22 protein-coding genes are annotated in these 25,739 nt (G+C 61.7%); 11 read left to right on the top strand and 11 right to left on the bottom strand.

Translation table 11 applies throughout. The features are described from left to right. Positions 1 to 69 precede the first annotated feature (69 nt). The 4 genes from ccoM to ACQKIK_RS13670 form a co-directional block, all read right to left on the bottom strand. On the bottom strand, positions 70 to 180 hold the full coding sequence (ccoM, locus tag ACQKIK_RS13655; protein ID WP_045425123.1) for a cytochrome c oxidase subunit CcoM: 111 nt from the start codon (positions 178 to 180) through the stop codon (positions 70 to 72). Positions 181 to 402: 222 nt separating this feature from the next. Continuing rightward, positions 403 to 564, bottom strand: a complete 162-nt coding sequence (locus ACQKIK_RS13660) for a hypothetical protein (protein ID WP_499136329.1) — start codon at positions 562 to 564, stop codon at positions 403 to 405. Continuing rightward, a complete protein-coding gene (locus ACQKIK_RS13665; protein ID WP_499136331.1) occupies positions 561 to 1,187 on the bottom strand; it encodes an alpha-ketoglutarate-dependent dioxygenase AlkB family protein in 627 nt (208 codons plus the stop codon). The genes ACQKIK_RS13660 and ACQKIK_RS13665 overlap by 4 nt, the downstream gene beginning before the upstream one ends. Then, on the bottom strand, positions 1,174 to 1,473 hold the full coding sequence (locus tag ACQKIK_RS13670; protein WP_128118796.1) for an aspartate-semialdehyde dehydrogenase: 300 nt from the start codon (positions 1,471 to 1,473) through the stop codon (positions 1,174 to 1,176). Before ACQKIK_RS13670 ends, ACQKIK_RS13665 begins: the two co-directional genes overlap by 14 nt. Positions 1,474 to 1,652: 179 nt before the next feature. Between ACQKIK_RS13670 and rapA the strand changes: the two genes are divergently transcribed. Then, entirely contained in the window at positions 1,653 to 4,502 is a 2,850-nt protein-coding gene (gene rapA, locus ACQKIK_RS13675; protein WP_499136332.1) for an RNA polymerase-associated protein RapA, read from the top strand. Between the two features lie 164 nt (positions 4,503 to 4,666). Here rapA and ACQKIK_RS13680 read toward each other — a convergent pair whose 3' ends face one another. Beyond that, a complete protein-coding gene (locus ACQKIK_RS13680) occupies positions 4,667 to 9,085 on the bottom strand; it encodes a DEAD/DEAH box helicase (RefSeq protein ID WP_499136333.1) in 4,419 nt (1,472 codons plus the stop codon). A gap of 122 nt (positions 9,086 to 9,207) precedes the next feature. Between ACQKIK_RS13680 and ACQKIK_RS13685 the strand changes: the two genes are divergently transcribed. From ACQKIK_RS13685 to ACQKIK_RS13710, 6 genes are all read left to right on the top strand, one after another. Continuing rightward, positions 9,208 to 9,519, top strand: a complete 312-nt coding sequence (locus ACQKIK_RS13685; RefSeq protein WP_045425111.1) for a DUF1652 domain-containing protein — start codon at positions 9,208 to 9,210, stop codon at positions 9,517 to 9,519. 27 nt (positions 9,520 to 9,546) lie between these two features. Next, positions 9,547 to 10,242: an SDR family oxidoreductase gene (locus ACQKIK_RS13690; RefSeq protein WP_499136334.1), complete on the top strand. Its 696-nt coding sequence runs from the start codon at positions 9,547 to 9,549 to the stop codon at positions 10,240 to 10,242. Between the two features lie 220 nt (positions 10,243 to 10,462). Further along, a complete protein-coding gene (gene egtB / locus ACQKIK_RS13695) occupies positions 10,463 to 11,758 on the top strand; it encodes an ergothioneine biosynthesis protein EgtB (protein WP_463307338.1) in 1,296 nt (431 codons plus the stop codon). Positions 11,759 to 11,761: 3 nt separating this feature from the next. Beyond that, a complete protein-coding gene (gene egtD / locus ACQKIK_RS13700) occupies positions 11,762 to 12,727 on the top strand; it encodes an L-histidine N(alpha)-methyltransferase (RefSeq protein ID WP_046162521.1) in 966 nt (321 codons plus the stop codon). After that, the gene (locus tag ACQKIK_RS13705) at positions 12,724 to 14,475 is read left to right on the top strand and encodes a S8/S53 family peptidase (RefSeq protein WP_463307314.1); all 1,752 of its coding nucleotides are present in this window, start codon (positions 12,724 to 12,726) and stop codon (positions 14,473 to 14,475) included. Before egtD ends, ACQKIK_RS13705 begins: the two co-directional genes overlap by 4 nt. A gap of 505 nt (positions 14,476 to 14,980) precedes the next feature. Then, positions 14,981 to 17,092 (top strand): glycoside hydrolase family 5 protein, encoded by a 2,112-nt coding sequence (locus ACQKIK_RS13710; RefSeq protein ID WP_499136335.1) that lies wholly within the window; start codon positions 14,981 to 14,983, stop codon positions 17,090 to 17,092. Positions 17,093 to 17,139: 47 nt separating this feature from the next. On the opposite strand, the gene ACQKIK_RS13715 is transcribed toward ACQKIK_RS13710, so the two are convergent. Continuing rightward, the gene (locus ACQKIK_RS13715; protein ID WP_046162524.1) at positions 17,140 to 17,520 is read right to left on the bottom strand and encodes a hypothetical protein; all 381 of its coding nucleotides are present in this window, start codon (positions 17,518 to 17,520) and stop codon (positions 17,140 to 17,142) included. A 152-nt stretch (positions 17,521 to 17,672) separates the two neighbouring features. Here ACQKIK_RS13715 and ACQKIK_RS13720 point away from each other — a divergent pair, with 152 nt between their 5' ends. Continuing rightward, a complete protein-coding gene (locus tag ACQKIK_RS13720; RefSeq protein WP_046162525.1) occupies positions 17,673 to 17,969 on the top strand; it encodes a hypothetical protein in 297 nt (98 codons plus the stop codon). A 46-nt stretch (positions 17,970 to 18,015) separates the two neighbouring features. Here the strand turns inward: ACQKIK_RS13720 and ACQKIK_RS13725 are convergent, their stop codons facing one another. After that, entirely contained in the window at positions 18,016 to 19,362 is a 1,347-nt protein-coding gene (locus tag ACQKIK_RS13725; RefSeq protein ID WP_045425099.1) for a DEAD/DEAH box helicase, read from the bottom strand. 181 nt (positions 19,363 to 19,543) lie between these two features. Then, on the bottom strand, positions 19,544 to 19,864 hold the full coding sequence (locus tag ACQKIK_RS13730; RefSeq protein ID WP_045425097.1) for a hypothetical protein: 321 nt from the start codon (positions 19,862 to 19,864) through the stop codon (positions 19,544 to 19,546). Between the two features lie 68 nt (positions 19,865 to 19,932). Here ACQKIK_RS13730 and ACQKIK_RS13735 point away from each other — a divergent pair, with 68 nt between their 5' ends. From ACQKIK_RS13735 to ACQKIK_RS13745, 3 genes are all read left to right on the top strand, one after another. Continuing rightward, positions 19,933 to 20,865, top strand: coding sequence for a LysR family transcriptional regulator (locus ACQKIK_RS13735; RefSeq protein WP_045425095.1), 933 nt, complete (start codon positions 19,933 to 19,935; stop codon positions 20,863 to 20,865). A gap of 64 nt (positions 20,866 to 20,929) precedes the next feature. Continuing rightward, a complete protein-coding gene (locus ACQKIK_RS13740; protein WP_045425088.1) occupies positions 20,930 to 21,481 on the top strand; it encodes a peptidylprolyl isomerase in 552 nt (183 codons plus the stop codon). Between the two features lie 68 nt (positions 21,482 to 21,549). Then, positions 21,550 to 21,963, top strand: a complete 414-nt coding sequence (locus tag ACQKIK_RS13745) for a DUF6306 domain-containing protein (RefSeq protein WP_499136337.1) — start codon at positions 21,550 to 21,552, stop codon at positions 21,961 to 21,963. 34 nt (positions 21,964 to 21,997) lie between these two features. On the opposite strand, the gene ACQKIK_RS13750 is transcribed toward ACQKIK_RS13745, so the two are convergent. From ACQKIK_RS13750 to ACQKIK_RS13760, 3 genes are all read right to left on the bottom strand, one after another. Beyond that, on the bottom strand, positions 21,998 to 22,894 hold the full coding sequence (locus tag ACQKIK_RS13750; protein ID WP_499136338.1) for a CHAD domain-containing protein: 897 nt from the start codon (positions 22,892 to 22,894) through the stop codon (positions 21,998 to 22,000). A gap of 55 nt (positions 22,895 to 22,949) precedes the next feature. Further along, a complete protein-coding gene (locus ACQKIK_RS13755; RefSeq protein WP_499136340.1) occupies positions 22,950 to 24,227 on the bottom strand; it encodes an Hsp70 family protein in 1,278 nt (425 codons plus the stop codon). Positions 24,228 to 24,356: 129 nt separating this feature from the next. Then, on the bottom strand, positions 24,357 to 25,709 hold the full coding sequence (locus ACQKIK_RS13760; RefSeq protein ID WP_045425079.1) for a spinster family MFS transporter: 1,353 nt from the start codon (positions 25,707 to 25,709) through the stop codon (positions 24,357 to 24,359). Positions 25,710 to 25,739: the final 30 nt, after the last annotated feature.

Below are 25,739 nucleotides of genomic sequence, written 5' to 3' on the forward strand. Positions count from 1 at the left end.
AACGCAGGCAAAAAAAAAGGGCGACCTAAGTCGCCCAAATGCCTTGCGTGCTCTTTGCCTCTAGCCGGATCACCGCTTCTTATGCGCGTCCCGCCAGATGAAATATCCGAAACCACCGAGGAAGGCGACCATAAGGCCGACCGTGACCACCCCTGCGAGCACCACATTATCGACGAACATGATTTCCTACCTCCAAGCTGTTTCGCTGTCTGATGGCTGCATAGTCTTCCTCCCTGCCGATAAAAAAATTGACCGACGTCAATCGCTGCGGAGCCTTTGAATAAAGGCTTCGCAGGAGCTGATCTGGATCAAAAAAAACGGGGTGTCAGAAGGATGCGGCGGAACAGAAGCCACGCGATCGGCCGTCGCACTGGCTTGGAAATGGACGGTCAGAGAGACCTGTTAGCGCTTTTTCGGCTTGGTCTTGGGCTTCTTCTTCGGCTTGTTCAGCGGTAGCACTTGCTCGAAGGCCTGGCGCATCTCGACGAGTCGCTTTTCCTTGATGTCGTGGATGCGCTTTTCACGTTCAGCGCTGAAGTCGATCAGCGTTTCTTCACTGCTCATAGGATGGGCTCGCGGATGATCTGGCGGAAAGTCAGGTTGAGGCGCGGTGCTCGGACCTTTCGTGTTCTGGCGATCTGGTGCTGCCAATGATGCTGCGTGAGACCGCTCATGACCAGCAGCGATCCATGCTCGAGCGCGATGGAGTGCGCAATCCTGTTGGTTCCCTTGCGACGAAAATCGAAACGCCGCGTTGCGCCCAGATTGAGCGAGACTACTAAAGGCTGATGGCCCAGCTCTCGCTCGTCATCGCTGTGCCAGCCCATGGCGTCTTGCCCGTCGCGATAGAAATTGAGCAGCGCACCGTTCAATGACTGGCCGACCTGCCGTTCCACCTGTTGGCGGATATCAGCCAGCAATGGCGTCCAGGGAAGCGGTTCGTGAGTGAGGCCTGAATACTGGTAGAGCGCGTCAGCATCGCCATACCAGGCGACCAGTCGCGGCACGGCGATGCTGCGGCCATAGAGTTTGATCTGTGGTTGAGACCATGGCGTCTGCGCTGAAAGCTGCGACAGCCATTGATCAGCCAGGCCTGCATCGACCCATTGCGGGAAGTAGCGCAGATCCGCATCTGGCAGCTCGATCACCTCGCTATTGGCTGTCCCAGACAGATCAAACCTCGACATCCACCCATAACCCCTGTCGCGGAAGCTCTTCAAGGGCGGCCTGATCCTCTTCGGCGGTCTCGCCTTCGGCCAGCTCCTGAGCGGTATAACCACGACGACGCTGCCGCCTGCGTTGCTCGTCGCGAAGCATCTGCTCGGCTTCCTGCGGGTGACGACGATCGAGGCCCACCGAGCTTTCGTTGGCGCTCGGCTGAACGGGCGTCACCGGCGCGATTTCAGGTCTCGGCTTGACCACGTCCTGTTGCGCGGTGACCTGGACTGTACCGGGTGGAATGACTGGCAGCATTTGTGCCCTCCAAAAGCAACGCCAAGATCAAGGGCCATTCGGGCAGCCCTGAACCAACCGAACGCTTAACCTGCTGTCGACTTTAACAGCAACGCTACACTGACTGGCGCGGTATCTGTCGTCGCTCTATCGGCAGTGTTCCGTTAATATAGCGGGCTTTTTACAGCGGGAGGCAGGGCATGGCGCAGCAGTATCTACCGGGGCAACGCTGGATCAGCGACAGCGAAGCGGAACTCGGTCTGGGAACCATCCTCATGCAAGATGGCCGCATGCTCACCGTGCTCTATCCCGCAACGGGTGAGACTCGCCAGTACGCCGCCCGCAGCGCCCCGCTGACCCGTGTGCGTTTTGTTCCGGGCGACGAGATCACGCATTTCGAAGGCTGGAAGATGACCGTGCGCGAGGTCGACGATGTCGATGGCCTGCTGGTCTATCACGGCCTGACCGCACAGAGCGAAGCCCGCACGCTGCCGGAAACCCAACTGTCGAACTTTATCCAGTTCCGCCTTGCCAGTGATCGCCTGTTCGCCGGGCAGATCGACCCGCTGAACTGGTTCAAGCTGCGTTACCACACCCTGGAAAACCAGAGCAAACAGCTGACCTCTTCGCTGTGGGGCCTGGGCGGCGTGCGTGCGCAACCCATTGCACACCAGCTGCATATTGCTCGTGAAGTCGCCGACCGAATCGCTCCACGCGTTTTGCTCGCGGACGAAGTGGGCCTGGGCAAGACCATCGAAGCCGGCCTTGTGATCCATCGCCAGCTGCTCTCTGGCCGCGCCAAGCGCGTGTTGATCCTGGTTCCGGAAAATCTTCAGCATCAGTGGCTGGTGGAAATGCGCCGCCGCTTTAATCTGGAGGTCGCACTGTTCGATGACGAGCGTTTCATCGAGAGCGATGCCAGCAACCCCTTCGAAGACACCCAGCTCGCACTGGTCTCGCTGGAATGGCTGAAGGATGACGAGCGCGCTCAGGACGCTGCCTTTGCCGCCGGCTGGGATCTGCTGGTTGTGGACGAAGCGCATCACCTGGTCTGGCACCCGGAAAACGCCAGTGCCGAATACAAGCTGGTCGAACAGCTCTCTGAAGTCATACCAGGCGTTCTTCTGCTGACCGCAACGCCCGAACAGCTCGGCCAGGAAAGCCACTTCGCTCGCCTGCGTCTGCTCGACTCGAATCGTTTCCATGACCTTGAAGCCTTCCGCGCCGAGAGCGCCAGCTATCAGCCGGTCGCCCGCGCGGTGCAGGAACTGCTCGACGAAGGCCGGCTGTCGCAGGAAGCGCACCAGACCATCCATGACTTCCTCGGCGCCGAAGGTGAAGCGCTGCTTGCCGCGGCCACCGATGGCGACATCGAAGCCAGCAGCCGCCTGATCCGCGAGCTGCTCGACCGTCACGGCACCGGACGCCTGCTGTTCCGTAACACCCGTGCCGCCGTTCGCGGTTTCCCGGAGCGCCAGCTGCATCCGTATCCGCTACCCAGCCCTGCCGAATACCTGGAGCTGCCGCTGGGCGAGCATGCCGAGCTGTATCCGGAAGTCAGCTTCCAGAGCCAGCAGGAAGAGCCGGACGCGCAGAACCGCTGGTGGACCTTCGATCCCCGTGTCGAGTGGCTGATCGACACCCTGAAGATGCTGAAGAAGTTCAAGGTGCTGGTCATCTGCGCTCATGCCGAAACCGCACTGGATCTGGAAGACGCACTACGCGTGCGCTCCGGCATCCCCGCCACCGTTTTCCATGAAGGTATGAGCATCCTCGAGCGCGACCGCGCGGCCGCCTACTTTGCTGATGAAGAATTCGGCGCGCAGGTGCTGATCTGCTCCGAGATCGGCAGTGAAGGCCGTAACTTCCAGTTCGCCCACCATCTGGTGCTGTTCGATCTGCCGGCGCACCCGGATTTGCTCGAGCAGCGCATCGGCCGTCTCGACCGGATCGGCCAGGCCCATGTCATTCAGCTGCACGTGCCCTATCTGGAAACCAGCCCACAGGAACGTCTGTTCAAGTGGTATCACGAGGCGCTCAACGCGTTCCTCAACACCTGCCCGACCGGCAACGCCCTGCAGCATCAGTTCGGCCCACGCCTGCTCAATCAGCTTGAAGAAGGCGATGACGATGAGTTCCAGAAGCTTATTGAAGAAGCCCGCGCCGAACGCGATCGTTTGGAGGCGGACCTGCACGCCGGCCGCGACCGCTTGCTGGAGCTCAACTCCGGCGGTGGCGAACAGGGCAAGGCACTGGTTGAAGCCATCGAAGAGCAGGACGACCAGTTCGCCCTTCCAATTTATATGGAAGAACTGTTCGACGCGTTCGGTATCGACAGCGAAGACCATTCCGAGAACGCACTGATTCTGCGCCCCAGCGAAAAGATGCTCGACGCCAGCTTCCCGCTCGGCGACGACGAGGCGGTCACCGTTACTTATGACCGTGAGCAGGCGCTGGTCCGCGAAGACATGCAGTTCCTGACCTGGGAACACCCCATGGTGCAGGGCGGCATGGACCTGGTGCTGTCCGGCTCCATGGGCAACACCGCGGTCGCGCTGATCAAGAACAAGGCACTCAAGCCCGGTACCGTGCTGCTGGAACTGCTGTATGTCAGCGAAGTGGTGGCGCCGCGTGCGCTGCAGCTCAATCGCTTCCTGCCGCCTTTGGCGCTGCGCTGCCTGCTGGATTCGAACGGCAATGACCTGGCTTCGAAAGTCGCGTTCGAAACCCTGACCGATCAGCTGGAAAGCGTGCCTCGCGCAAGCGCCAACAAGTTCGTCCAGGCCCAACGCGACGTACTGGCCAAGCAGATCGCCGACGCGGAAGCCAAGGTCACCCCGCGCCACACCGAGCGCGTCGCCGAAGCACAACGCAAGTTGAAGGCGAGCCTCGACGAAGAGCTGGCACGCCTGACGGCACTGCAAGCGGTCAACCCGAGCGTACGCGATAGCGAGATCGAAGCCGTGCGCAAGCAGCGCGAGGAAGGCCTGTCGATGCTGGAGAAGGCCGGTCTGCGTCTGGAGGCAATCCGCGTGCTGGTCGCCGGCTGAGGTTTATCGCGGTACGAGGAGGCCGGCCGCGAGCGATCGCAGCCGGCCTTCTTGTTTGCGTCTCCGGACGTTTTTTCAGTGCTTGTCCATCGATATCAATCACATGCAACCGAACGACCGATCTCGCACGTTCAACCCTTCCCACCATGGGAGTCGGTGCAGTACTAACGCCGCGCCACCGCCAGCAGCTGCCTGGCCTTTCGCTGGTCGTCTTCGTCCAGCTCTGCGAGCAGCTCCGGTTTTCCGGCAATCAGCAACGCCAGGGGTACACCGTCACGATAGAGGATGCGGTTGCCTGCGATAGCGGGTACGCGCTCGCCAGGTAGCAGCGTGCCGACCTGATTCAACGGGTCGACCGCCGAAACGGCGATCATCTCGCCGGCCAGCGGGCGCTTGCGTACCCCACGCAGCAGGCCAACCGCTTCGGGCAAGGCGAACTGTTCGCCCGGCACGCCCGCCACGAAACGCCCGCCGCGAATGTCGCCCCGCGCTTCGAGCCGATGGTAGACCCGCAGAAGATCCCCCCAGGGCGGCAGCCAATCCGCCTCCCGGTCCAGCAAGCGCCAAAACACCACGCCGTAGCGACGCAGCAAGGTCATCGCAATGTACTCCAGCGCTTCGGGGTCGAGCGCGGGCCGACGCGCCGAGGTCTCGACCGGCGCTGGCGCGCCTTTGTGCACTAAAGCCCAGCGACCGGCATCAGCCATGCCGCCGATGAAAGCTCCGCCGCGGCTCTGTCGCGTGCTGCGTGAACGCTTCGCAGCGGGCGCTAATAGCGCCCGCAGACCGGCGAAGCTGTCGGCATTGACCAGCCCTACCGCGACCAGCTCACCCAGAGCATCCTCCAGTTCGCTGCGCAACAGGCGTGCCTCCTGCTGGAGTTCGTCGAAGAACAAAGCACCCTGCCCTTGCAACGTCTCGAACACCCGCTGCGCGCGTGAAGAAAGCTCGGGCTGCGGCGCCTCGCTGGCCAGTGCATACCAGGCTGCCAGCTGCCGGCGCGGGAGTAGCACGATGGGCGTGCCACGCACCGGTCCGCTGCTGGCTTTGATCCGCCCGGCCAGGCGCGTCCAGACGATGCGCCCGGAGCGACATAACTCATCGAGCCAAGTGCCGCCGTAATCCTTCAACCGCGCAGGCAGCAGGTCGCTTTCCCAAGCACCCGCAGCGGCTTGGAAACCTTCCAGTTGCTCGACCACGGTACCGAGCGCCTCGCGGCCCTGCATTCGCGTGGCCTCGGATAGGTGCTGCCAGTCGAACAGAAACCGCATGAAATCGGCGCGCTCGACCGGTTCGATTTCGCGGCGCAGGCGCTTGACCGTGTAACGATGGATACGCGCCAGCAGGTGCCGCTCGCACCACTCATCTTCACGTGCGCCAGGCGTGAAGCGGCCGCGTAGCACATAGCCTTCGGACTCCAGGCGCGTCAGCGCCAGCGCAACCGCCGAGGCCGGCAAGGCCAGCGGCCGAGCGATCAGCGGTACCGGCAAGGGGCCGAAGCCGGTCAGGCGCGCGCGGATCAGCTCGACCAACGCGTCGTCTTCGCTCGATTTCTGATCGAAGCCGGGCAACGGTTTGAGGACCGGCTCGCAACGAGCGCTGGGATAGATCGACTGCAACAGCGCCAGACGCTCGATGGGTAACCAGAGCGCGCGATCCTGCGCGACCTGCATCCGCGTTGCGCGCCCGCCACGAGCCAGTTCGCTCAGCCAGGCCAGCCACTGGGGATCGGCCTGCACTTCCACTTCAGCGATGCAGCCGAGCCCCGTCAGCGCTTCGTGCAACTCATCCGGATTGCGTGCCTGGGGCCAGGCTTCCTCGCCCACCGCTTGGATCGCAGCGGCATCCAGCGCGCCGAGGTCATCGGAAGATTCAGGGTCGGTCCAGCGGCGATTGAGCACGGCCTGGGTTCGGCGCTCTTCCAGTGGCGCATCGTCGAGAAAGGCGTACGACCGCGCGCCCAGCACTTCCATGGCCAGCGGCGACGGTGTCGGCAGGTCGCGCGCCAGCAGCTCGATTTGGCCCGCCTCGATGCGCCGCAACAGCGCCAGCCAGCCTTCGCTGTCCATGGCCTCGTGCAGGCAGTCATTGAGCGTCTGTGCAACCAGCGGATGGTCCGGCACCTCCCGCTCGCCGACGATGTTCTCCAGGCAGGCGACCTGGTCCGGGAAAACGGTGGCAAGCAGATCTTCACTCTTCATTCGCTGCAGCTGCGGGGCCACCTTGCGCCCGCCGGCCATCCGCGGCAGCGCCAGAGCGGTAGTCGCGTTCCAACGCCAGCGCACACCGAAAAGCGGCGCATCGAGCAGTGCCTGGATCAGCACCGCCTCGGCGCTGTTAGGGTGCAGGTAGCGCCACACCTCATCGAGCGGGAAGCTGTGACTGGTGGACAGCGAAAAGATGATCGCATCCTCGGTCGCCGCGGCCTGGAGCTCGAAGTTGAAGGTGCGGCAGAAGCGCTTGCGCAGCGCCAGGCCCCAAGCGCGGTTGATCCGGCTGCCGAACGGCGAGTGAATAACCAGCTGGGTGCCGCCGGATTCGTCGAAGAAGCGCTCCATGATCAACCGTTGCTGCGTCGGCAGCGCGCCCAGGGCGGAACGAGCACGGGCAAGGTATTCGACGATCTGGCGCGCCGCGGCGTCTGGCAGGCCAAGGGTGTCGGTGAGCCAGTCGATGGCGGGCTGGAGCCGTGAGGACCCCGCTGAAGCATCGGCACCTTCCGCTTTTGTAGGAGCTAGCTTGCTGGCGATCCCAGGCCGCGTAAGAGCATCGCCAGCAAGCTGGCTCCTACGAGACTCAGCTTCCGCCAGACGCTCATCAACCTCCCCTCGCAGTCGCGCCACCGCTGCGGATAACTCGTCGCTACGCCCAGGCGCCTCGCCTATCCAGAACGGGATATTCGGCGGCTGGCCTTGCGCGTCTTCTACCCGCACCCGCCCAGATTCGACCTTGATGATGCGGTAGGAGGTATTGCCCAGCTGGAAGACGTCACCGGCAAGACTCTCAACGGCAAAATCCTCGTTGACCGTGCCGATATTGAAGCCCTGGGGTTCGAGCAGGACCGAATAGTCGGCATTGTCAGCGATGGTGCCGCCGGAGGTCAGCGCGGTCAGACGGCCGCCGCGGCGTCCGCGAAGACTGCGGCTGACCAAGTCGCGGTGCAGATAGGCGCCGCGCGCACCGTGACGGGTGGTGTAGCCCTCGGCGAGCATTGCCAGCAGCGCCTGATAGTCCGTCTCGCTCAATTGTGCGTAAGGCATCGCCAGGCGAATCAGCGTCAACAGCGCCGCCTCCTGCCACTCCTGGCACGACACCTCGGCCACGATCTGCTGCGCCAGCACGTCCAGTGGCGCTTTGGGAATCACCAGCGTATCCAGCTCACCGCGACGCACGCTGTCGAGCAAGGCGGCGCATTCGATCAAATCGTCGCGTGAGCTGGGAAACAGGCGCCCCTTGGACACGCCACCGACCTGATGTCCGGCGCGCCCGACGCGTTGCAGGAAGGCGGAAATCGAGCGCGGCGAGCCCAGCTGGCAGACCAGTTCGACATCACCGATATCGATGCCCAACTCCAACGAAGCAGTAGCCACCAGCACCCGAAGCTCGCCGCGCTTGAGGCGCTGCTCGGCATCCAGCCGTTGCTCGCGCGCCAGGCTGCCGTGATGGGCGGCGACCACTGCGTTGCCGAGACGCTCACTGAGATGCCGCGCGGCCCGTTCGGCCATGCGCCGGGTGTTGACGAAAACCAGGGTGGTCCGATGTTCAGCCGCCAACGCGGCAAGCCGGTCGTACACCAGCTCCCAGACATCGTTGCTCATTACCGCTTCCAGCGGGACCGGAGGCACCTCCAGCGCCAGGTCACGCGCACGGCCGTGGCCCACATCGACGATTTCGCAGCGGCGCCCCGCACCGACCAGAAAATCAGCAACTGCCTCGATGGGTTTCTGCGTTGCCGACAGGCCGACCCGTACCAGCGGTCGCGCGCACAACGCCTCCAGCCGTTCCAGCGACAGCGCCAGATGGCTGCCACGCTTGTTACCGGCGATGGCATGAATCTCATCGACGATCACGCTGCGCACACCGGCCAGCATTTGCCGACCGGACTCGGAGCCGAGCAGCACATAAAGCGATTCCGGCGTTGTTACCAGAATATGCGGCACCCGTTTGCGCATCGCCGCGCGCTCGGCCTGCGGCGTGTCGCCGGTGCGCACGGCGGTGCGAATTTCCAGCGGTGGCAGACCGAGCGCTTGCAGCTGCGCGGAGATACCCGCCAGCGGCTGTTCCAGATTCACGTGGATATCGTTGGACAACGCCTTGAGCGGCGAGACGTAGAGTACCGAGGTCTGGTCCGGGAGACCGCCTTCGGCAATGCCCTGCTGAACCAACTGGTCGATGGCGGCGAGAAAGGCCGTGAGCGTCTTGCCCGAGCCAGTCGGCGCTGCTACCAGCGTCGACTGGCCCGCGCGTATCAGAGGCCAGGCGCGGGCCTGAGCGGGAGTCGGCGCCGGAAAGCTGCGACCGAACCAGCCGGCCACTGCAGGGTGGAACGCAGCCAGCGCTGCGTGGGCGAGAGAGTCTGTCATCTCCTGAATATGCTGCCGCAGCGGCTCATCCACAAGGCCGACTCAGCACATCCCGTCGCGTCAAAGGAAACGGCAGCGCCGCTTGGCGGTCCACTTCATACAGCCCGAAGACGGAGAAACCCATGAGCAACCAAGCCTTGAACCTGGACGAAGCGATGCAGCTCGTTTCAGAAGCCTTTCTACCTTGCGGTTGCGTGACCAGCGCCAACCCTGACGACGACAGCTTCGGCTTTACCGTGATGTCGGGCAGCGGTACCGAAGTGCTACGCGTTGCCAACGTGTCACGCGAGGAATACACCAGCCCACAGCGCCTCGGCAGCGTCATCGAGCAAGCCAGGCTGGATGTCGAAGACAAGGATCAGCGCCTCGAGCCCTGGACCATGCCAGCCCTCGATGATGACACCGGCATCCCGGAAACCCCGCCGAACTATTGAGGCTTCTGCCAGCTGACGAGGACGACCATGAGCGACCCGGTACTTCTGATCACCGGAGCCTCCTCCGGGATAGGCGCTGCCACTGCCCGCCTCGCGGCCGAGGCCGGGTACCGCGTTGCCCTCGCCTCGCGCTCCGAGGATAAGCTGACGCGACTGGTGAACGAGCTTGGCGGCCCTGAGCGCGCGTTGGCGATCCGCTGTGACGTGAAGGAATACGCCGAGCAACAGGCCATGGTGGAGCAGGCGCTCAATCATTTCGGCCAGCTCGATGCGGTCTACGCCAATGCCGGCATGCCGGGCAGCGAAGGCGGCTTCAGTGGCGCCGATCCGGAAATCTGGCGCGAGATGCTGCTCACCAACGTCTACGGCGTCGGCCTGACGCTGCGCTGCAGCCTCGAAGCGCTCAAGGCCAGCCGTGGCCATTTGCTGCTGACCGGCTCAGCCGCGGGCCGCTTCGTGATCCCCGGCTCCATGTACAGCGCCAGCAAATGGGCGGTGACCGGCATGGGCCTGAGCGTGCGCGAAGAGCTGCGCGGCACCGGCGTGCGCGTCACGCTGATCGAACCAGGCATGGTCGATACACCACTGTTCGACCAGCCGCCCCCCTATGCGCTACAGCCCGACGACATTGCTCGCGCGGTAGTCTATGCGCTGTCGCAACCAGGCCATGTGGACGTTAACGAAATTCTGATCCGGCCAGTCCCGCCGGTGGAGACCGATTAGCCGGTCGGTTTTTTTTCAGGCTGGACCGGCCAAGCTGTGGAACAGCAGATGATGGAAGGCGGATGAGCGTCGAGCAGCCTGGCGATTCAATGCTGGGCTGCTTTCATGAATATCTTGAAAGAGGCGACCAGCCGCACGCCGCAGAAACTTTTGCGCCTCGCTTCGGGTCGCTTATAGAGGCGGTTTTTGGCCGCTCCATGCTTCGATCAGGGGGATGTCCATGGGTAACCTGGCACAACAGCCGAAACAGCAACCGGTGCTGGCCGATATGGATCACCTGCTGCAGCGTTTCCAGCAGGTTCGCGCCACCAGTGAAGCAATTTGTGCACCGCTGCAGATCGAAGACTACGTCATCCAGAGCATGCCCGACGTCAGCCCGCCGAAATGGCACCTGGCGCATATCAGCTGGTTCTTCGAGGCGTTTCTGCTCAAGCCCTATCTACCCGGCTATAAACCGCTGAACGCGGCGTATGACCATTTGTTCAATTCCTATTACGAAACACACAGCACGCCGTTCCCACGGGTTCAGCGCGGGCTGATCTCGCGCCCTGGCGTAGAAGACGTCTACCGGTTCCGCCAGCATGTCGACCGGGCAATGGGCGAGCTGCTGACCCATCCGCCACAACAGCACGCCGCCGAAATCATGCACCGGGTCGAGCTGGGCCTGCAGCACGAGCAGCAGCATCAGGAATTGCTGTTGATGGACATCAAGCACATCCTTGCGCAGAACCCGCTGCACCCTGTCTATCGCAGCGACTTGAAACCTGCACCCGCACGGCATAACGACCGTGTTCGCTGGCACAGCTATGCCGGTGGCGTGCGTCATATCGGCCATGCTGGTAGTGGCTTCGCCTTTGACTGCGAGACGCCGCGACACCGCCAATTCGTCGAAGATTTTCAGCTGGCCGACCGCTTGGTCAGCAACCGCGAGTACCTGTCGTTCATCGCAGACGGCGGCTATGCGCGAAGCGAACTCTGGTTATCCGATGGCTGGGCGCATATCCGCCAGCACGGCTGGAACGCCCCGCTGTATTGGCATCGTGAGGACGGCGGCTGGTGCGAAATGACACTTGCCGGATTACAGCCACTGGACCTCGAAGCGCCCGTCTGCCACATCAGCTTCTATGAAGCGGACGCTTATGCACGCTGGGCCGACGCCAGGTTGCCCACGGAAGCCGAATGGGAGGTCGCCGCCACCGACCAGCCACGGCGCGGCAACTTTCTGGAAAGCGACCATCTGCAACCTGTTTGTCCCAGCGTGCCACATGAGGGGCCGGCACAGTTGTTCGGTGATGTCTGGGAATGGACCGCCAGCGCCTATCGGCCCTACCCCGGCTTCCATCCGCTGGAAGGCAGCCTGGGCGAATACAACGGCAAGTTCATGTCCGGTCAGATGGTCTTGCGCGGCGGTTGTTGCGCTACACCTGAGTCGCACATCCGCGCCACCTACCGCAACTTTTTTCAGCCGGCGATGCGCTGGCAATTCGCCGGGCTGCGCCTGGCCAGGGAGCTATGAAACATGGCACTAGCCGTACACTTTCATGACCAGACGCAGCCGACCCACGACAGCTCCCTGCGCGACGAGGCACTGGAAGGTTTCGCCGCATCGCCGAAGCACATCTCGCCGAAGTTTTTCTACGACCGACGCGGCTCGGAGCTGTTCGAGCAGATCTGCCTGCAGCCCGAGTATTACGTGACCCGCACCGAGGAAAAGATCCTCGCCAAGGCGGCAAACGAGATACTGGAAATCGCCGGCCCACAGACCGACCTGATCGAGCTGGGCAGCGGTGCCAGCCGCAAGGTACGCCTGCTGCTCGAGGGGCTGCGGCCGGTCAGTTACCTTGGCATCGATATTTCTGAAGACTTCCTGCTCACGAGTACCCAGCGCCTCGCCGCAGACTATCCCTGGCTCGAAGTGCACGCAGCCTGCGCAGATTTCTCAGACGAGCTGAAACTGCCGGACGATTTCACCTTGCATCATCCGCTGGTGTTTTTCCCGGGCTCAAGCATTGGCAATTTCACCCCGCTGGAAGCGCGCAAACTGCTCGGGCATCTGCATGCAATCCTGCCACCGGGCGGTGGCCTGTTGATCGGCGTCGATCTGGTCAAGGACCGCAGCGTCCTGGAGGCAGCTTATAACGATCGCGCCCACGTCACGGCCGCGTTCAACCTCAACCTGTTGCAGCGCATCCGCCAGGAGCTCGATAGTGATATCGACCCGTCGCGTTTTACCCACCGGGCATTTTTCAACGAGCAGGACTCGCGGATAGAGATGCACCTGGTCAGCCGTGAGGCGCAGGACGTGATGATCGAGGGCCAGCGGTTCCATTTCGATGCGGGTGAAAGCCTGCATACCGAGAACTCCTACAAATACACCTTGCAGTCGTTTGCCGACCTGGCCAATAGCGCAGGCTTCGACTGCAGCGGCCAATGGACCGATGCTCAGGATTTGTTCAGCGTGCACTACCTGCAACGTCGTCCATGAGGCTCATCACCCAATACGTATCCGCCCTCACCCTCGCGCTTGGCCTTGGCAGCGCTGCTGCTGAGGAACAGCCGCTGCGACTCAAAGACCTTCAGCGCTGCGGCGACCTGTTTTCCACCGAGCAGCTAACGTTCTGCCTGCGCAGCGAAGGCGTCGCCAAGGCGGATCTGCAAGTGATGCTAGGCGGCAAACCCGTCGAAACCGCTCAGCGAAAGAATGGGCGACTCCGCCTGACACTGAACCGAAAGGATCACCAGAGCGGTCCGCTCTGGCTGGAGCAAGGCGATCGCCACAGCAATCCGGTCTGGCTCACCCTCAACGGCAGCCACGTCGTGCCGGCGAGCCCGGACGAAGTAGCCAAGAACATGGATGGCCTGACGACCTACGTGGACCTGGTCAGCCTGATCATCGAAGAGGATCACGACGGACTGGAGGAATCGCGACGCCTGGCGAAGAAGTATGGCGCCGAAGTGGTTGGCGCCATTGCCCCACTCAATACCTATCAGCTGCGGTTGCCGGCCAAGAACCTGACCGATCGCGACGCGCTGGTGCTGCGCCTGGGTAGCGAAACAAGCGTGGATGCGGTGGTTATCGAGGAATCCGGTGCCGAGGAGCCGCTGGAAGAAGACACGCAAACCAAGCCTCGCAACAGTGAATGGGTGGCCAACCGCTTTCTCGATGCCGTGGATTTCTATTTGCACCGGCTGCCCGGCCAGAAACCTTCGATCAAGACCCATCCGGTACGGATTGGCATCATCGAGCGCGACGTTGACTTCGATTCGCCCGAATTCGCGGCCTACCTGGGCAGCTGCGACCCAGCCAAGCCACGCACCTGTGTCTACGCGCGTGATGCCGAGTCTCCTGCGGACCACGGCACCAGCGTCACCGGCATCCTCGCGGCACGCAGCGTCGACCCAGGCGACAGCGGCTTCCTCAGCGCTCTGGAACCGACCAGCTCCGGCTTCGAGGTGATCGTCGAGCGCAACTCGGATGCAGGCATCACCGCCAACGTCGCGGCCTCGGTCAATCTGGTCGAGGACGGCGTGCGTGTGCTGAACTGGAGTTGGGGGATTCACCGCGTCGGCACACTCGACGTGGACGGCGAGAAGATCGATTCACTGGTGCGCTCCGGCGTGGCGATGAGCGGCTATGAAGAACTGCTTGAGGAATTCTTCCTCTGGTTGCGCCGCGAGCATCCGGACGTGCTGGTGGTGAACTCCGCCGGGAACGGATCGGCGCATTCCGGCCAGGACGACTATCGGCTGCCCTCCTCCTTCATCACTGACCAACTGCTGGTGGTGGGCGCGCATCAGCGCGACTTCAGCAAGAGCGTACCGGTTGACCACCCGGACTACGTGACCAAGCGCCCATCGTCCAATATCGACATGCGAGTCGATATCACCGCTTCGGCATGCACCCGAGCGGCAACGCTGGAACTCGGCAAGCGCGGTGAGGTGCATTGCGGCACCTCGTATGCCACGCCAATGGTGACGGGGGTCGTCGGTGCAATGCTGTCGATCAACCCGGCCCTCGAGCCGGCACAGCTGCGTGAACTGCTGCGTCGAAGCGCGCTCACCATCGGCCGCAACAGCGACTTCGAAGCAGTTGAAGCTGATGACCTGACCGCGCCGATCCTGCCATCTGAGCGCAGCTACCAGCTCGACAATCAGGACATTGGCCGCTCCGCTCGCCTGGACATGCGCAAAGCATTGGAACTGACTGTCGACAGCCTGCAACAGGTTCGTTGATCAACGGGCCGGCCACGGCCCGTCAACCCACCTTATTTCCTTACGATTGCAACCTGCAGACGCTTAGAACAATGCGGCTTCGCTCTGAAACACTCTGCAATAAAACCAAGCGCATGACCATTCAAAGTCAAACCGCTCAAGCAAAGCGGTAACGCTCGGCCAATTTAGCCGTCAAGCTTCGTAGTCCCGCATTCAAAATCAGTTAAATCAGGAACTTGCTTGATAATGTCATTTCAATATTTATAAGCCACTATGTAGTGGCTATATAGCAGTCAGCCATTAAATATTTTGATTTATGTGATTTTTTGGCGCCAATATAAGTTCAAAATTTAATAATCAATCTATATAAAGCCTATGCACGCAGCGACCGGGAACTTCCTGAGGCGCTAAAGCGTTGCCTGGTGGCGTCAACGGTCGGTGCTTCGTTCGATGCATGGGTCTTTGGATGCCTTCGCACTTTTTAAAGGACTTCGGCCCTTTGTCGTATTAAGTTTCGGAGATATCAATGCTCGTCAAAGCGACGGTTAGCACACGTAACGTGCTGCTCGGTGCTGCGTTATTCGCAGCCACTCTAGGCATGATCAGCCCAATCCAGACGGCCCACGCCGCTGCAGCCTCAACGGCTTCCGCTCTGCAGACAGTCGCCACTGCCAAGGTCAATGACTTCACCGGTCCGCAATGGCTCAAAGGTAGCTGGCGCCAGTCGGCCGGTCTTTCGATCCCTGCCACAGCAGCCAATAAAGCGGCGTTCAAGAAAGGCGCCCAGGTCCGGACGGCAGACGGGCAGGTCCGCACCGTCAAAGTGGTTTACTTTTCAGGCGCCCACATGAGCGTGATGCTCTCGGGGGCGACGCTGAATGCATCCAAGAATGGCCATCCGAAAAGCGTCTCGGCCCTTGGCGTAAGTGCCGCTGCAGATAGTGCCGTAACTGCGCCCAGCAACAACGCCGCAGCTGATACTTCATCCCACAGCAGCGCAATCAACAACTACACCAATAACGACTGGTTGAATGGTGTATGGCGCAGGTCGGCAGGTTTTTCGATTCCCGCCAGCAGCGCGAACCGCTCGGCCTTCAAGGTCGGCTCCTCGGTGAAGTTGGCTGACGGCCAGGTGCGCAAGATCAACGCCGTGTATGTGTCCGGCAAAAACATGAGCCTAATGCTTTCCGGGGCGACCCTAAGCGGCAAACTCGGCTACCCGAACAAGCTGTTCTCGGCCACCAGCAGCACTGCTCCGGCTTCGCCAATTGCTCCAAGCAAGCCCGCTGCGCCGGCGCCAGAGCCGGTCGTTAGCCAACCTGCGACCGGCTCCTCCATGACGACTGCACTCAACGCCTTTAACGGCGGCGATTTCGTCAACGGCGTGTACAACACCAGCAAATTCGTCGGTATTTCGGTCAAGGCAACGGCGGAGAACAAGGCGGCATTCCACAAGGGCGCGAAAATCCGTTTTTCTGACGGCCAGGTGCGCACCATCAAGCTGATCTACCATTCCGGCGGCAACATGACCGTCATGGTCGATGGCGGCCCTATCAACGGCAAGGCAGTAGGTTATCCCCGCACCATCTCGGTTAGCAGCACCGGCTTCAGCAATACGAGCCCAAGCGCTGGCAGCACTGCACCCGCTACCGGCGGAGTGGCGCCGGCGAATCCGATCAATCTGGTCGGCATCAACCTGGCCGGCGCGGAGTTCGGTGCAGATGTCGCACTGCCCGGTGTGTACCTGAAGCAGTACATCTATCCAGGAGAGGCTGATTTCAAGCGTTACGCTGAGCGCAATCTGAAGCTGGTGCGCCTGCCGTTTCGCTGGGAACGGATTCAGCCGCGACTCAACGGCGAGCTGAACAGCGTTGAGCTAGGCCGCATGCTGGCAACGCTCGACCATGCAAAGAAATACAACATGCAGGTCATCCTCGACATGCATAACTACTACCGCTACCACGGCAAGATGATCGGATCTAACGAGGTGCCCGTGAGCGCGTTTGCCGATGCCTGGCGGCGTATTGCACAAAAGGTCGCTAACCACCCGGCAGTCTACGGCTACGGCTTGATGAACGAGCCCCACACCACCAATGGTAAGTGGCCCGCCGCCGCACTGGCTGCTGCAAAAAGTATCCGCACCCTGGACGCCGAGAACTGGGTCGTCATTGCGGGCGATCGCTGGTCAAGCGCCTTCCACTGGCCGTCCTACAACACTCAGCTGGTGAAGGACTCATGGATGCGCGACCCAAACAACAACCTGATGTTCGAGGCCCATCTGTATTTCGATAAGGATTACTCGGGCTATTACACCAACCGCTACGAGAAGTACGACCCGATGATTGGCGTGGTTCGCGCAAAACCCTTCGTCGAATGGCTGACCCGATATCGTCTGCGGGGCTTCATCGGTGAGCACGGGGCGCCGGACTTCTCACCATCGGCCGTGGTTGCCATGGACAACCTGCTCCAGTACCTGGGCCAGCATTGCATTCCCAGTACGTACTGGGCGGCCGGGCCTTGGTGGGGCGACTATGCGCTGTCGCTGGACGTAAAAAGCGGCAAACCTCGCCCTCAGTTGCCGATATTGCAGAAGCACGCCGCTAACAAATCTTGCGGGGCCGTTGGTCCGCTGCGGTAAAGACCCAACCGGCGCCCCGCATCGGCGGGGCGTCTTCCTACCGGCAGCTAGCCTGCTGCCGCTACGCTGTCGAATACTTCCGGGGTCAAAGCCGCCTCACCCTTTTCGTCCAGACGGCGACGGTTCTCGGTTCGACCTGCGCCACCCTCAAGCATCTCCATCAGGCGCACGCCTCGGTCAGTCAGCACGAAATTCTCGCCATTGCCGCCTTGCTCCTCCGGACGCGTCACCATGAAACCACCTTCGAACAGCAGGCTCTCGTAGTTTTGCGCCTCGGCCTTCAAGGAATCCATGTTGGGCATTGGCTGGCCGGCCTCTTCCGCCGCCAAGGCATGCTCGTCAGCGTACTGACGTGGCGCGAAGCTCTCGTTTCCGGATTTCTGCGCTTCGCGCAGCAGGCGTAGCATCAAGTCCCAGTCGTAGGTCATGTCCGTTCTCCTGTTGCGCCGCTTCGGGAGGCGGCCATTGTTATTCGGACCCCATCCGCCGCGGCATGGTTCGATCCAGCGCAACCGCAAAAGGCTGAACTAAAGCGCGCCACTGGCGATCCACCAGATAGGTCGTTAATAAGGAGCGCGCCATGAAACGCCTGATCATCCCTTTTACCCTTGCCCTGCTGGCAAGCCAGCCAGTGCTCGCCGACCAATGCACCACCGACGAGATCAATGCCAAGGCCAAGCAGCTCGCTGATCGAGTCAACGCCCTTACGGAAAGCAATCCGAAGCGAGCCGCGGAGATCAATGAAGAGTTGCGCGATATGGAGGTCAAGCAGACTGCCGAGCAGTTGGGCAGCGAATGCGAAGCCTACGAGAAGCGCATCATGCATGTGGAGCAGGCTGAGAAGCAGGCCGATATCGCACCGGCCGAAAAGCGTTAAGCATGGAAACGAGCCAGGGCAGCGATGCCGCCCCGGCTATTGCAGATCATTCTGCTGCGGGCTTTTTCCGCCGTAGAGGCGCGAGACCGTCCTGACTGACGAGCGGTGACGCCGGCGCTTCGCGTTTGGCGTTCTTCGGCCGCTTGGCTACTGGCTTGGCTGCGGCCTTGCCCTTCTTGTCCGCGGTTTTTTTCTTGTCGTCCTTTTTCTTCTTGGTGCCGGCGGCCTTGCCCGAGGCCTTTAGATTCTTCGGCCCCATGTAGCTGCCTTTCAGGCCTTTAATGACGCGGTGTTCGAAGCGCTGCTTGAGGTAGCGCTCGATGCTCGACATCAGATTCCAGTCGTTGTGGCAGATTAGCGAGATAGCCAAGCCTTCAGCCCCAGCGCGGCCGGTGCGGCCGATCCGGTGTACATATTCATCGCCCGAACGCGGCATGTCGAAGTTGATCACCAGATCCAGACCTTCGATATCCAGCCCACGCGCGGCCACATCGGTGGCCACCAGCACCTTGACCCCGCCTTCCTTGACCCGGTCGATGGCCAGCTTTCGGTCTTTCTGATCCTTGTCGCCATGTAGAACGAAGGCCTTCACGCCTTCCGCGACCAGACGGCCATAGAGGCGGTCTGCCTGTACGCGGGTGTTGGTGAAAATCACGGCTTTCTTGTAGGTCTCGTTGGCCAGCAGCCAATGCACCAGCTTTTCTTTGTGCTCGGTGTTTTCGGCCGTGATGATCTGCTGGCGCGTACCTTCGTTGAGCTCGCTAACGCGGTTGAGCTGCAGGTGCAACGGATCACGCAACACGGCGGCGCTCATTTCGCGCAGCGCGGCGCCCCCGCTGGTAGCCGAGAACAACAGGGTCTGCTGACGCTTGGCACATTCTCCCACCAGGCGCTGCACGTCTTCGGCGAAGCCCATGTCGAGCATACGGTCGGCTTCGTCAAGGATCAGCAACTCGACATCCTTGAGGATCAGGGTACCGGCGTTGAGATGTTCGATCATGCGGCCTGGTGTGCCGACGAGGATGTCCGGCACCTTGCGCAGGATCGCCGCCTGGACCTTGAAATCCTCGCCGCCGGTGATCATCGCTGACTTGATAAAGGTGAACTGCGAGAAGCGTTCGACTTCCTTGAGCGTCTGTTGGGCCAGCTCACGGGTCGGAAGCAGGATCAGCGCACGCACATCGGTACGCACCACGGCATCGCCGATCAGCCGATTGAGCATTGGCAGCACGAAGGCGGCGGTCTTGCCACTGCCGGTCTGGGCCGTCACCCGCAGATCACGCCCTTCCAGCGCGGGGGGGATAGCCGCTACCTGCACCGGGGTCGGCTCGACGAATTTGAGTTCGGCGACCGCCTTGAGCAGGCGTTCGTGGAGGGCGAATTGGTCAAACAAGGGTGACACCTCAAGCAAGTCGAAAAAAACGTGGCATAGAGTAACCCGTCCGACGCGTGCAGAGTCGTCTTTGTACTACGCGACGACAGGCTGACCGGTAGCTAGAACCGGAAGTTCAGCTCGTGACAAACGGCATTGGCCTCGCTCGCCGCCTCGTCGGATAGCGCGAGTCAGGCCAACGTCACTGAGGCTCGCAGGTCAGCTTGATGCGCAGGCGGATCACATCGCGCTTGAACTTGGCGGTCATGGGCTTGCTTTCCCCTGACTCGAGCGTCACCCGTCGAGTGCGCGGCATTTCCGGCCCGTTGCGAAACGAGGCGGTACACTCGACCGGGCGGTCCCCAAGGTTCTGCAGTACCAGGCCAGCCATATCGCGGTCGATGGTCTCGGTGCTCGCCAGCACCTCGGCGCCGTTGAGCTCCTGCTCGAGGTCCACGGGGTAGCTGACGGCAAGCGCACTCAGTGGGAAGATGACGAGCGCAGCGAAGCAGAGTCTTTTCATTTTTTATGTGGGCTCCTCGAATAGGCGACCGCCAGCGTACCAGACCGACGCAACAGGAAAACAATGGAATGAAAGTGCCCCGTGTGACCCTTGATCAATGGCGAACCCTGCAGGCGGTGATTGACCACGGCGGCTTCGCCCAGGCCGCCGAAATGCTGCATCGTTCGCAATCCTCGGTGAGCTATACGGTGGCGCGCATGCAAGAGCAATTAGGCGTCCCCCTGTTACGTATCGATGGTCGCAAGGCGGTACTGACCGATGCCGGTGAAGTGCTTTTGCGCCGCTCCCGGCAGCTGGTCAACCAGGCCGGGCAGCTGGAAGAGCTGGCGCACCACATGGAGCAAGGCTGGGAAGCTGAAGTGCGGCTAGTGGTCGATGCCGCCTACCCCAACGCCAAGCTGATCCGTGCGCTGACCGCCTTCATGCCGCAAAGCCGAGGTTGCCGGGTGCGGCTGCGTGAAGAAGTGCTGTCCGGTGTTGAAGAGGTCCTAAAGGACGGCACAGCGGATCTGGCGATCAGCGGTCTGGATATCACCGGCTACCTTGGCCAGGAATTGGGCACTGTCGAATTCATTGCTGTCGCGCACCCCAACCACTCGCTGCATCAGCTGCAACGCAAGCTCAGCGTCCAGGATCTACAAAGCCAGATGCAGGTGGTGGTGCGCGATTCCGGCCAGCGCCAGCCGCGCGACAGCGGCTGGCTGGGGGCCGAACAACGCTGGACGGTCGGCAGCCTGGCCACTTCGGTCGGCTTCGTCAGCAGCGGCCTGGGCTTTGCCTGGCTACCTCGGCACATGATTCATCGCGAACTGGCCGAAGGAGCCCTCAAGCCGCTGCCTCTGGTTCAGGGCAGCGTTCGCCGGCCGCTTTTCTACCTCTACACGAACCCCGACAAACCGCTCGGTCCGGCCACACAGATTCTCATCGACCTGATCAGGACGTACGATGCACAAGCGCAATCGCCTGTTCAGCCGGTGAGCAACATCAAGCACGACGGCTGAAGCACCTGTGCAACCGGCCTGCATGAACGGGCTGACCCAGGCTTACCCATACCAGGAATAGACCATGAAACGACTCGCACTCGCCGCCTGCTCACTGCTGCTCGCCGGCAACCTGTTCGCCGCGGAGAATCCTCACGTACTGCTGAACACCAGCATGGGCGAAATCGAAATCGAGCTGGAGGCCGAAAAGGCCCCCGTCAGCGTGAAGAACTTTCTCGAATATGTCGAAAGCGGCTTCTACGACGGCACCGTCTTTCACCGCGTGATCCCTGGTTTCATGATCCAGGGCGGCGGCTTTAACGAGGGTCTGAGCCAGAAGAAGACCCGTGAGCCGATCAAGAACGAGGCCGACAACGGTCTGCACAACGTACGTGGCACCCTCGCCATGGCGCGCACACAGAACGTCGACTCGGCGACCAGTCAGTTCTTCATCAACCACCGTGACAACGACTTCCTTGACCATGGCAGCCGCGACTTCGGCTATGCGGTATTCGCCAAGGTGGTGCGCGGCATGGACGTGGTCGACCAGATCGCCCAGGTGCCGACCGGCAACCGCAGCATGATGCAGAACGTACCGCTGACGCCGGTCAAGATTGTCTCAGCGAAGAAACTCTGACCTTTCCACGTCAGTCGACAGTGTGCACGGCACCCGCCGTGCACCGGCTGCTGAACAGGAGACCTGACATGAGTGAACAGAACATGCTGAACACCGCCGAAGGGGAAGCACAACTGCTTCAAGACCTGCTGAGCGCGGAGCGCGCCGGGGCCAAGGTCGCCGGTGAAAGCCTGCAGCAGTGCAACGATCCAACCCAGCAGAAGTTGCTCGAGCAGATCCGCCAGGGCGAGGTCGACAGCTGCCGGCTGGTCCTGAACTGCATGAATCATCTGAACATCGAGCCCAACCGCGAAACCGGCGCGTTTTACGGTAAGGCCATGGCCATCGAGTCGCTGGAAGAGCGCCTGACCTTCGTTGACCGCGGCCAGCAGTGGGTGATCCGCAAGCTGCGTGAGTACCTGCCCGGCTGCAACGATGATTTCATCCGCACGGAGCTGGAAAAAATGCTGAAGATTCACGAGATCAACAGCCAGGCCGCCTGATGCCTGGCTCATCGTGCAGCGCAGCTGAGTTTGGTCAGTCGGCGGCGACGTCCCAATAGCGCTGCCAGCGTGCCACCAGCTCCTTAGGCGCCTCCGAATAGATCTTCTCCCCCAGCTTGAGCGCGGCGCTCTGCAACTCGCTCCGACGTTCTGCTATGGCAGTGTTGAGTCGCTCACGCAGGGTGTCGTCGCCGAACAATGCCGGCTGAGCCTGCGTCAGCTCCGTCAGCACCGCCAGATCGTGATCATCGCCCAGCTGATCCGCCAGATCCTTGAGCGAGTCGCTGCGCAGCTGCATCAGCTTCGGCCAACTCGGCGTCAGTAGCCTGGTCTGGTACCAGTGATCCTTGACCCGCTTGCGCCATTGGTGGAGCTGTTCGTCGCTGAGATCGATCTTGGTTTTGGCCAGCTCAGCGCAACCGTCTGCGTAGGTGCGTTCGACACCGCCAGACAGCAAGTCGAAGCCCTTGGCTTGAAGTGACCAGGTGTCGATGCAGCTTCGCGCATCCTTCAGCTCATCGATCACTTTGCCGATGCGCGAATCGAGGTCGGTAGTGCCACTTTCGGCCTGCTTCGCTCGAGCCTGCAGGCGACGCCGGGTCAGCTTGAAATCCGCCTCGGCGAACAGGTCCGGGAAACGCTTTGCCAGCGCATCCCAGCTTTCCAACATGGCAGTGGCGTCACGTGACTCGGCTAAGGCGCGCCCCAGATCCCGCAAACGGTGATTTTCTCGCTGAAACTCGTTTCTCAGCGGCTTGCGCACCAGGCGCAGAAGCGCCCGCAACTCTTTGAACCGTTTGCGCGCCTGATGCACGCCCTCGGCGCGGTCTTCGGGTGCAACGCTCAGCGCCTCGATGGCTTTGTCGATGCCCTGCCGGGCAACTTTTCGCACCTCGGCGGCAGGGTCTTGCGGACGCAGCTTGTAGCCCATGACAACTCCCGTTCAGGCCCGCTGCCACACTCGCACAGCAGGCATGACGGGCGATTCAACCGTAGCGCTTGCGCGCCTCGATGGCCAGGCCGCTACCGATACTGCCGAAGCGATTGCCTTCAACGTGGCGTGCCCGTGGCAGCAAGGCGGCGACGCTATTGCGCAGCGCCGGGATCGCACTGGAGCCGCCCGTGAAGAAGACCGTGTCGATGTCCTCGTGCTTGAGCCCGGCACTCTTGAGCAATTGACTGACATTGGTGCGGATTCGTTCGAGCAGGGGGTTGATCGCCGTTTCGAATACAGGACGCGTGAGTGTGGCTTCGAGGCCGGATTCGATTCGCGCGAAGTCGATCAGGAAGCGTTCATGCTCGGTCAATTCAATCTTGCCCTGCTCGACTTGCATCGCCAGCCAATGCCCGGCGCGTTGCTCGATCAGGCTGAACAACCGGTCGATTCCGGTGGGGTCGACAATGTCGTAGCGCATGCTCTGCAATGCGCGCAGCGAAGCTGGAGCGTAGACCGCGTTGATCGTGTGCCAGGTGGCCAGATTGAGATGAGTGCTGGTGGGCATGGGTGCATCGCTTTTCATCCGGCTGCCGTAGCCGAACAGGGGCATTACCCCCTGCAAGCTGAGCTGCTTGTCGAAATCGGTACCGCCGATGTGCACGCCAGAGGTAGCAAGGATGTCGTCCTGACGGTCATCGATCTGCCGCCGCTCCGGTGCCAGCCGCACCAGTGAAAAGTCCGAGGTACCGCCTCCGATGTCGACGATCAGCACGCGCTCTTCCCGCTCGATGCGCGACTCGTAGTCGAACGCTGCAGCGATGGGTTCGTACTGGAAAGAGACGTCCTTGAAACCAATCTTGTTGGCCGCAGCGGCGAGTGTATTCGCCGCTTCCCTATCTGCATCCGGGTCGTCGTCTACGAAAAACACCGGGCGGCCCAGCACCACCTCATCGAACGAGCGCCCGGCCTGCTCTTCAGCGCGTTGTTTGAGGGTCCCGAGAAACAGCCCGAGAATGTCCTTGAACGGCATGGCGCCGCCGAGCACGGTCGTCTCACTCTTGAGCAGCTTGGACCCGAGCAGGCTTTTCAGCGAGCGCATCAAACGCCCTTCGTAGCCTTCCAGGTATTCGGCCAAGGCCAGGCGACCATAGACCGGACGACACTCTTCGGTGTTAAAGAACACCACCGAGGGCAAGGTTTGCTGATCGCCTTCCAGCACCAACAGCGGCTCGGCGTCAGGACGCCACCAACCGACGGTGGAATTGGAGGTACCGAAGTCGATGCCGCAGGCGCGGGCGGGGGCGGGGGCGGGGGACGGGTTATGCATGTGCGGTCCGGACTTCTAAAAACGGCCGCGCAGTTTATGCGAGCCTGCCAGCAAATGCAGGCCAATCGTCGGGCGGACTCAACCAGGCAAACCACTGCGGCAGTCGAGCGCCGCCGCAGTGGAGCGCCGTTAGGCGAGTGACGGCTCGGCAGCGGCTGCGGCCGCGGAGTCGGTCATGCCGTCCGTCATGCGCTTGGCGTCATGGCAGAAAGTGCGGGAGGCCTGGAACAGGAACACCATGGTGAGCAGCAGCGAGCCGGGGATCAGATACATCGCACCGTGTAGACCTTCGGCGCGGAAGACTTCGCTCATCTCGCTGGCACCCGCGGCAAGCATTGCCGACTCGGCAAAGTGGTCCGACAGCAGCCCCACCACCACCGTGCCCATGCCACCACCAAGCAGATACAGACCGGCGAAGAACAGAGCCATGGCTGTGGCCCGCAGACGTGGTTCGACGACGTCCTGAATGGCTGTGTAAACGCAGGTGTAAAAGTTGTAGGAGAACAGCCAGCCGATACTGAAGACCGCGACGAACACGCCTACTTCAATCCGCCCGGCAAGCAACGCATAACCGGTCAGAGCGGTGGCGATAAGCATGCTCACCGCGGCGAAGATCAGGCGGCCGCGGGCAAAGCGTTGATGGATCTTGTCTGCTACCCAACCGCCGAGGGTTAAACCGACCAAACCCGTCAAGCCGACGATCACCCCGGTGGCGATCGACGCCTCCACCAGCGGCACCGCGTGATAGCGCATCAGCAACGGCACCATAAAGGCGTTGCAGGCGTAGGTGGCGAAGTTGAACGCCAGCCCCGCCAGCACCAGCCACCAGAACGTGCGGATCGCGAACACCTTGCGAATCGGCTGCTCCACACGCGCCTGCGACACTTTCACCGTTTCCGCCGCGCCACGCTGGGGTTCCTTGACGAAAAAGATGAACAGCGCCAGCACCAGACCAGGCACTGCCGCAATGAAGAACGGTGCGCGCCAGCTACCGAAATATTCCACCATCGAGCCAATGGTGAAGAAGGCCAGCAGCAGACCCAGCGGCAGCCCTAGCATGAAGATACCCATGGCCCGAGCGCGTTTGTGCGCCGGAAACAGATCGCCAATCAGCGAATTGGCCGCGGGCGCATAGCTGGCCTCACCGATGCCGATGCCCATGCGCACCAGCAGAAAAGTCCAGAAATTCCAGGCCAGACCGTTTACAGCGGTCAGCCCGCTCCAGACGGTCAAGCCCCAGCCCATGATCTTGCGCCGTGAGCCGATGTCGGCCATGCGGCCCAGTGGCACGCCGGCGATCGCATAGATGATGGTGAAAGCGGTGCCGATCAAGCCCAGCTGGAAATCGTTGAGATCCCACTCCAGGCGGATAGGCTCGGCAATGATTGCCGGGATGGTGCGATCGAAAAAATTGAACAGGTTGGCCAGAAACAGCAGAAACAGGACGCGCCAGGCGTTCGCGGCTTGGGTGGATGGCTGCATGACGTCGCTCTCGATTTATTGTTATGCGTC

Origin of the sequence: Pseudomonas sp. NPDC047961 (assembly GCF_050272435.1) — a bacterium.
Classification (GTDB): domain Bacteria; phylum Pseudomonadota; class Gammaproteobacteria; order Pseudomonadales; family Pseudomonadaceae; genus Stutzerimonas.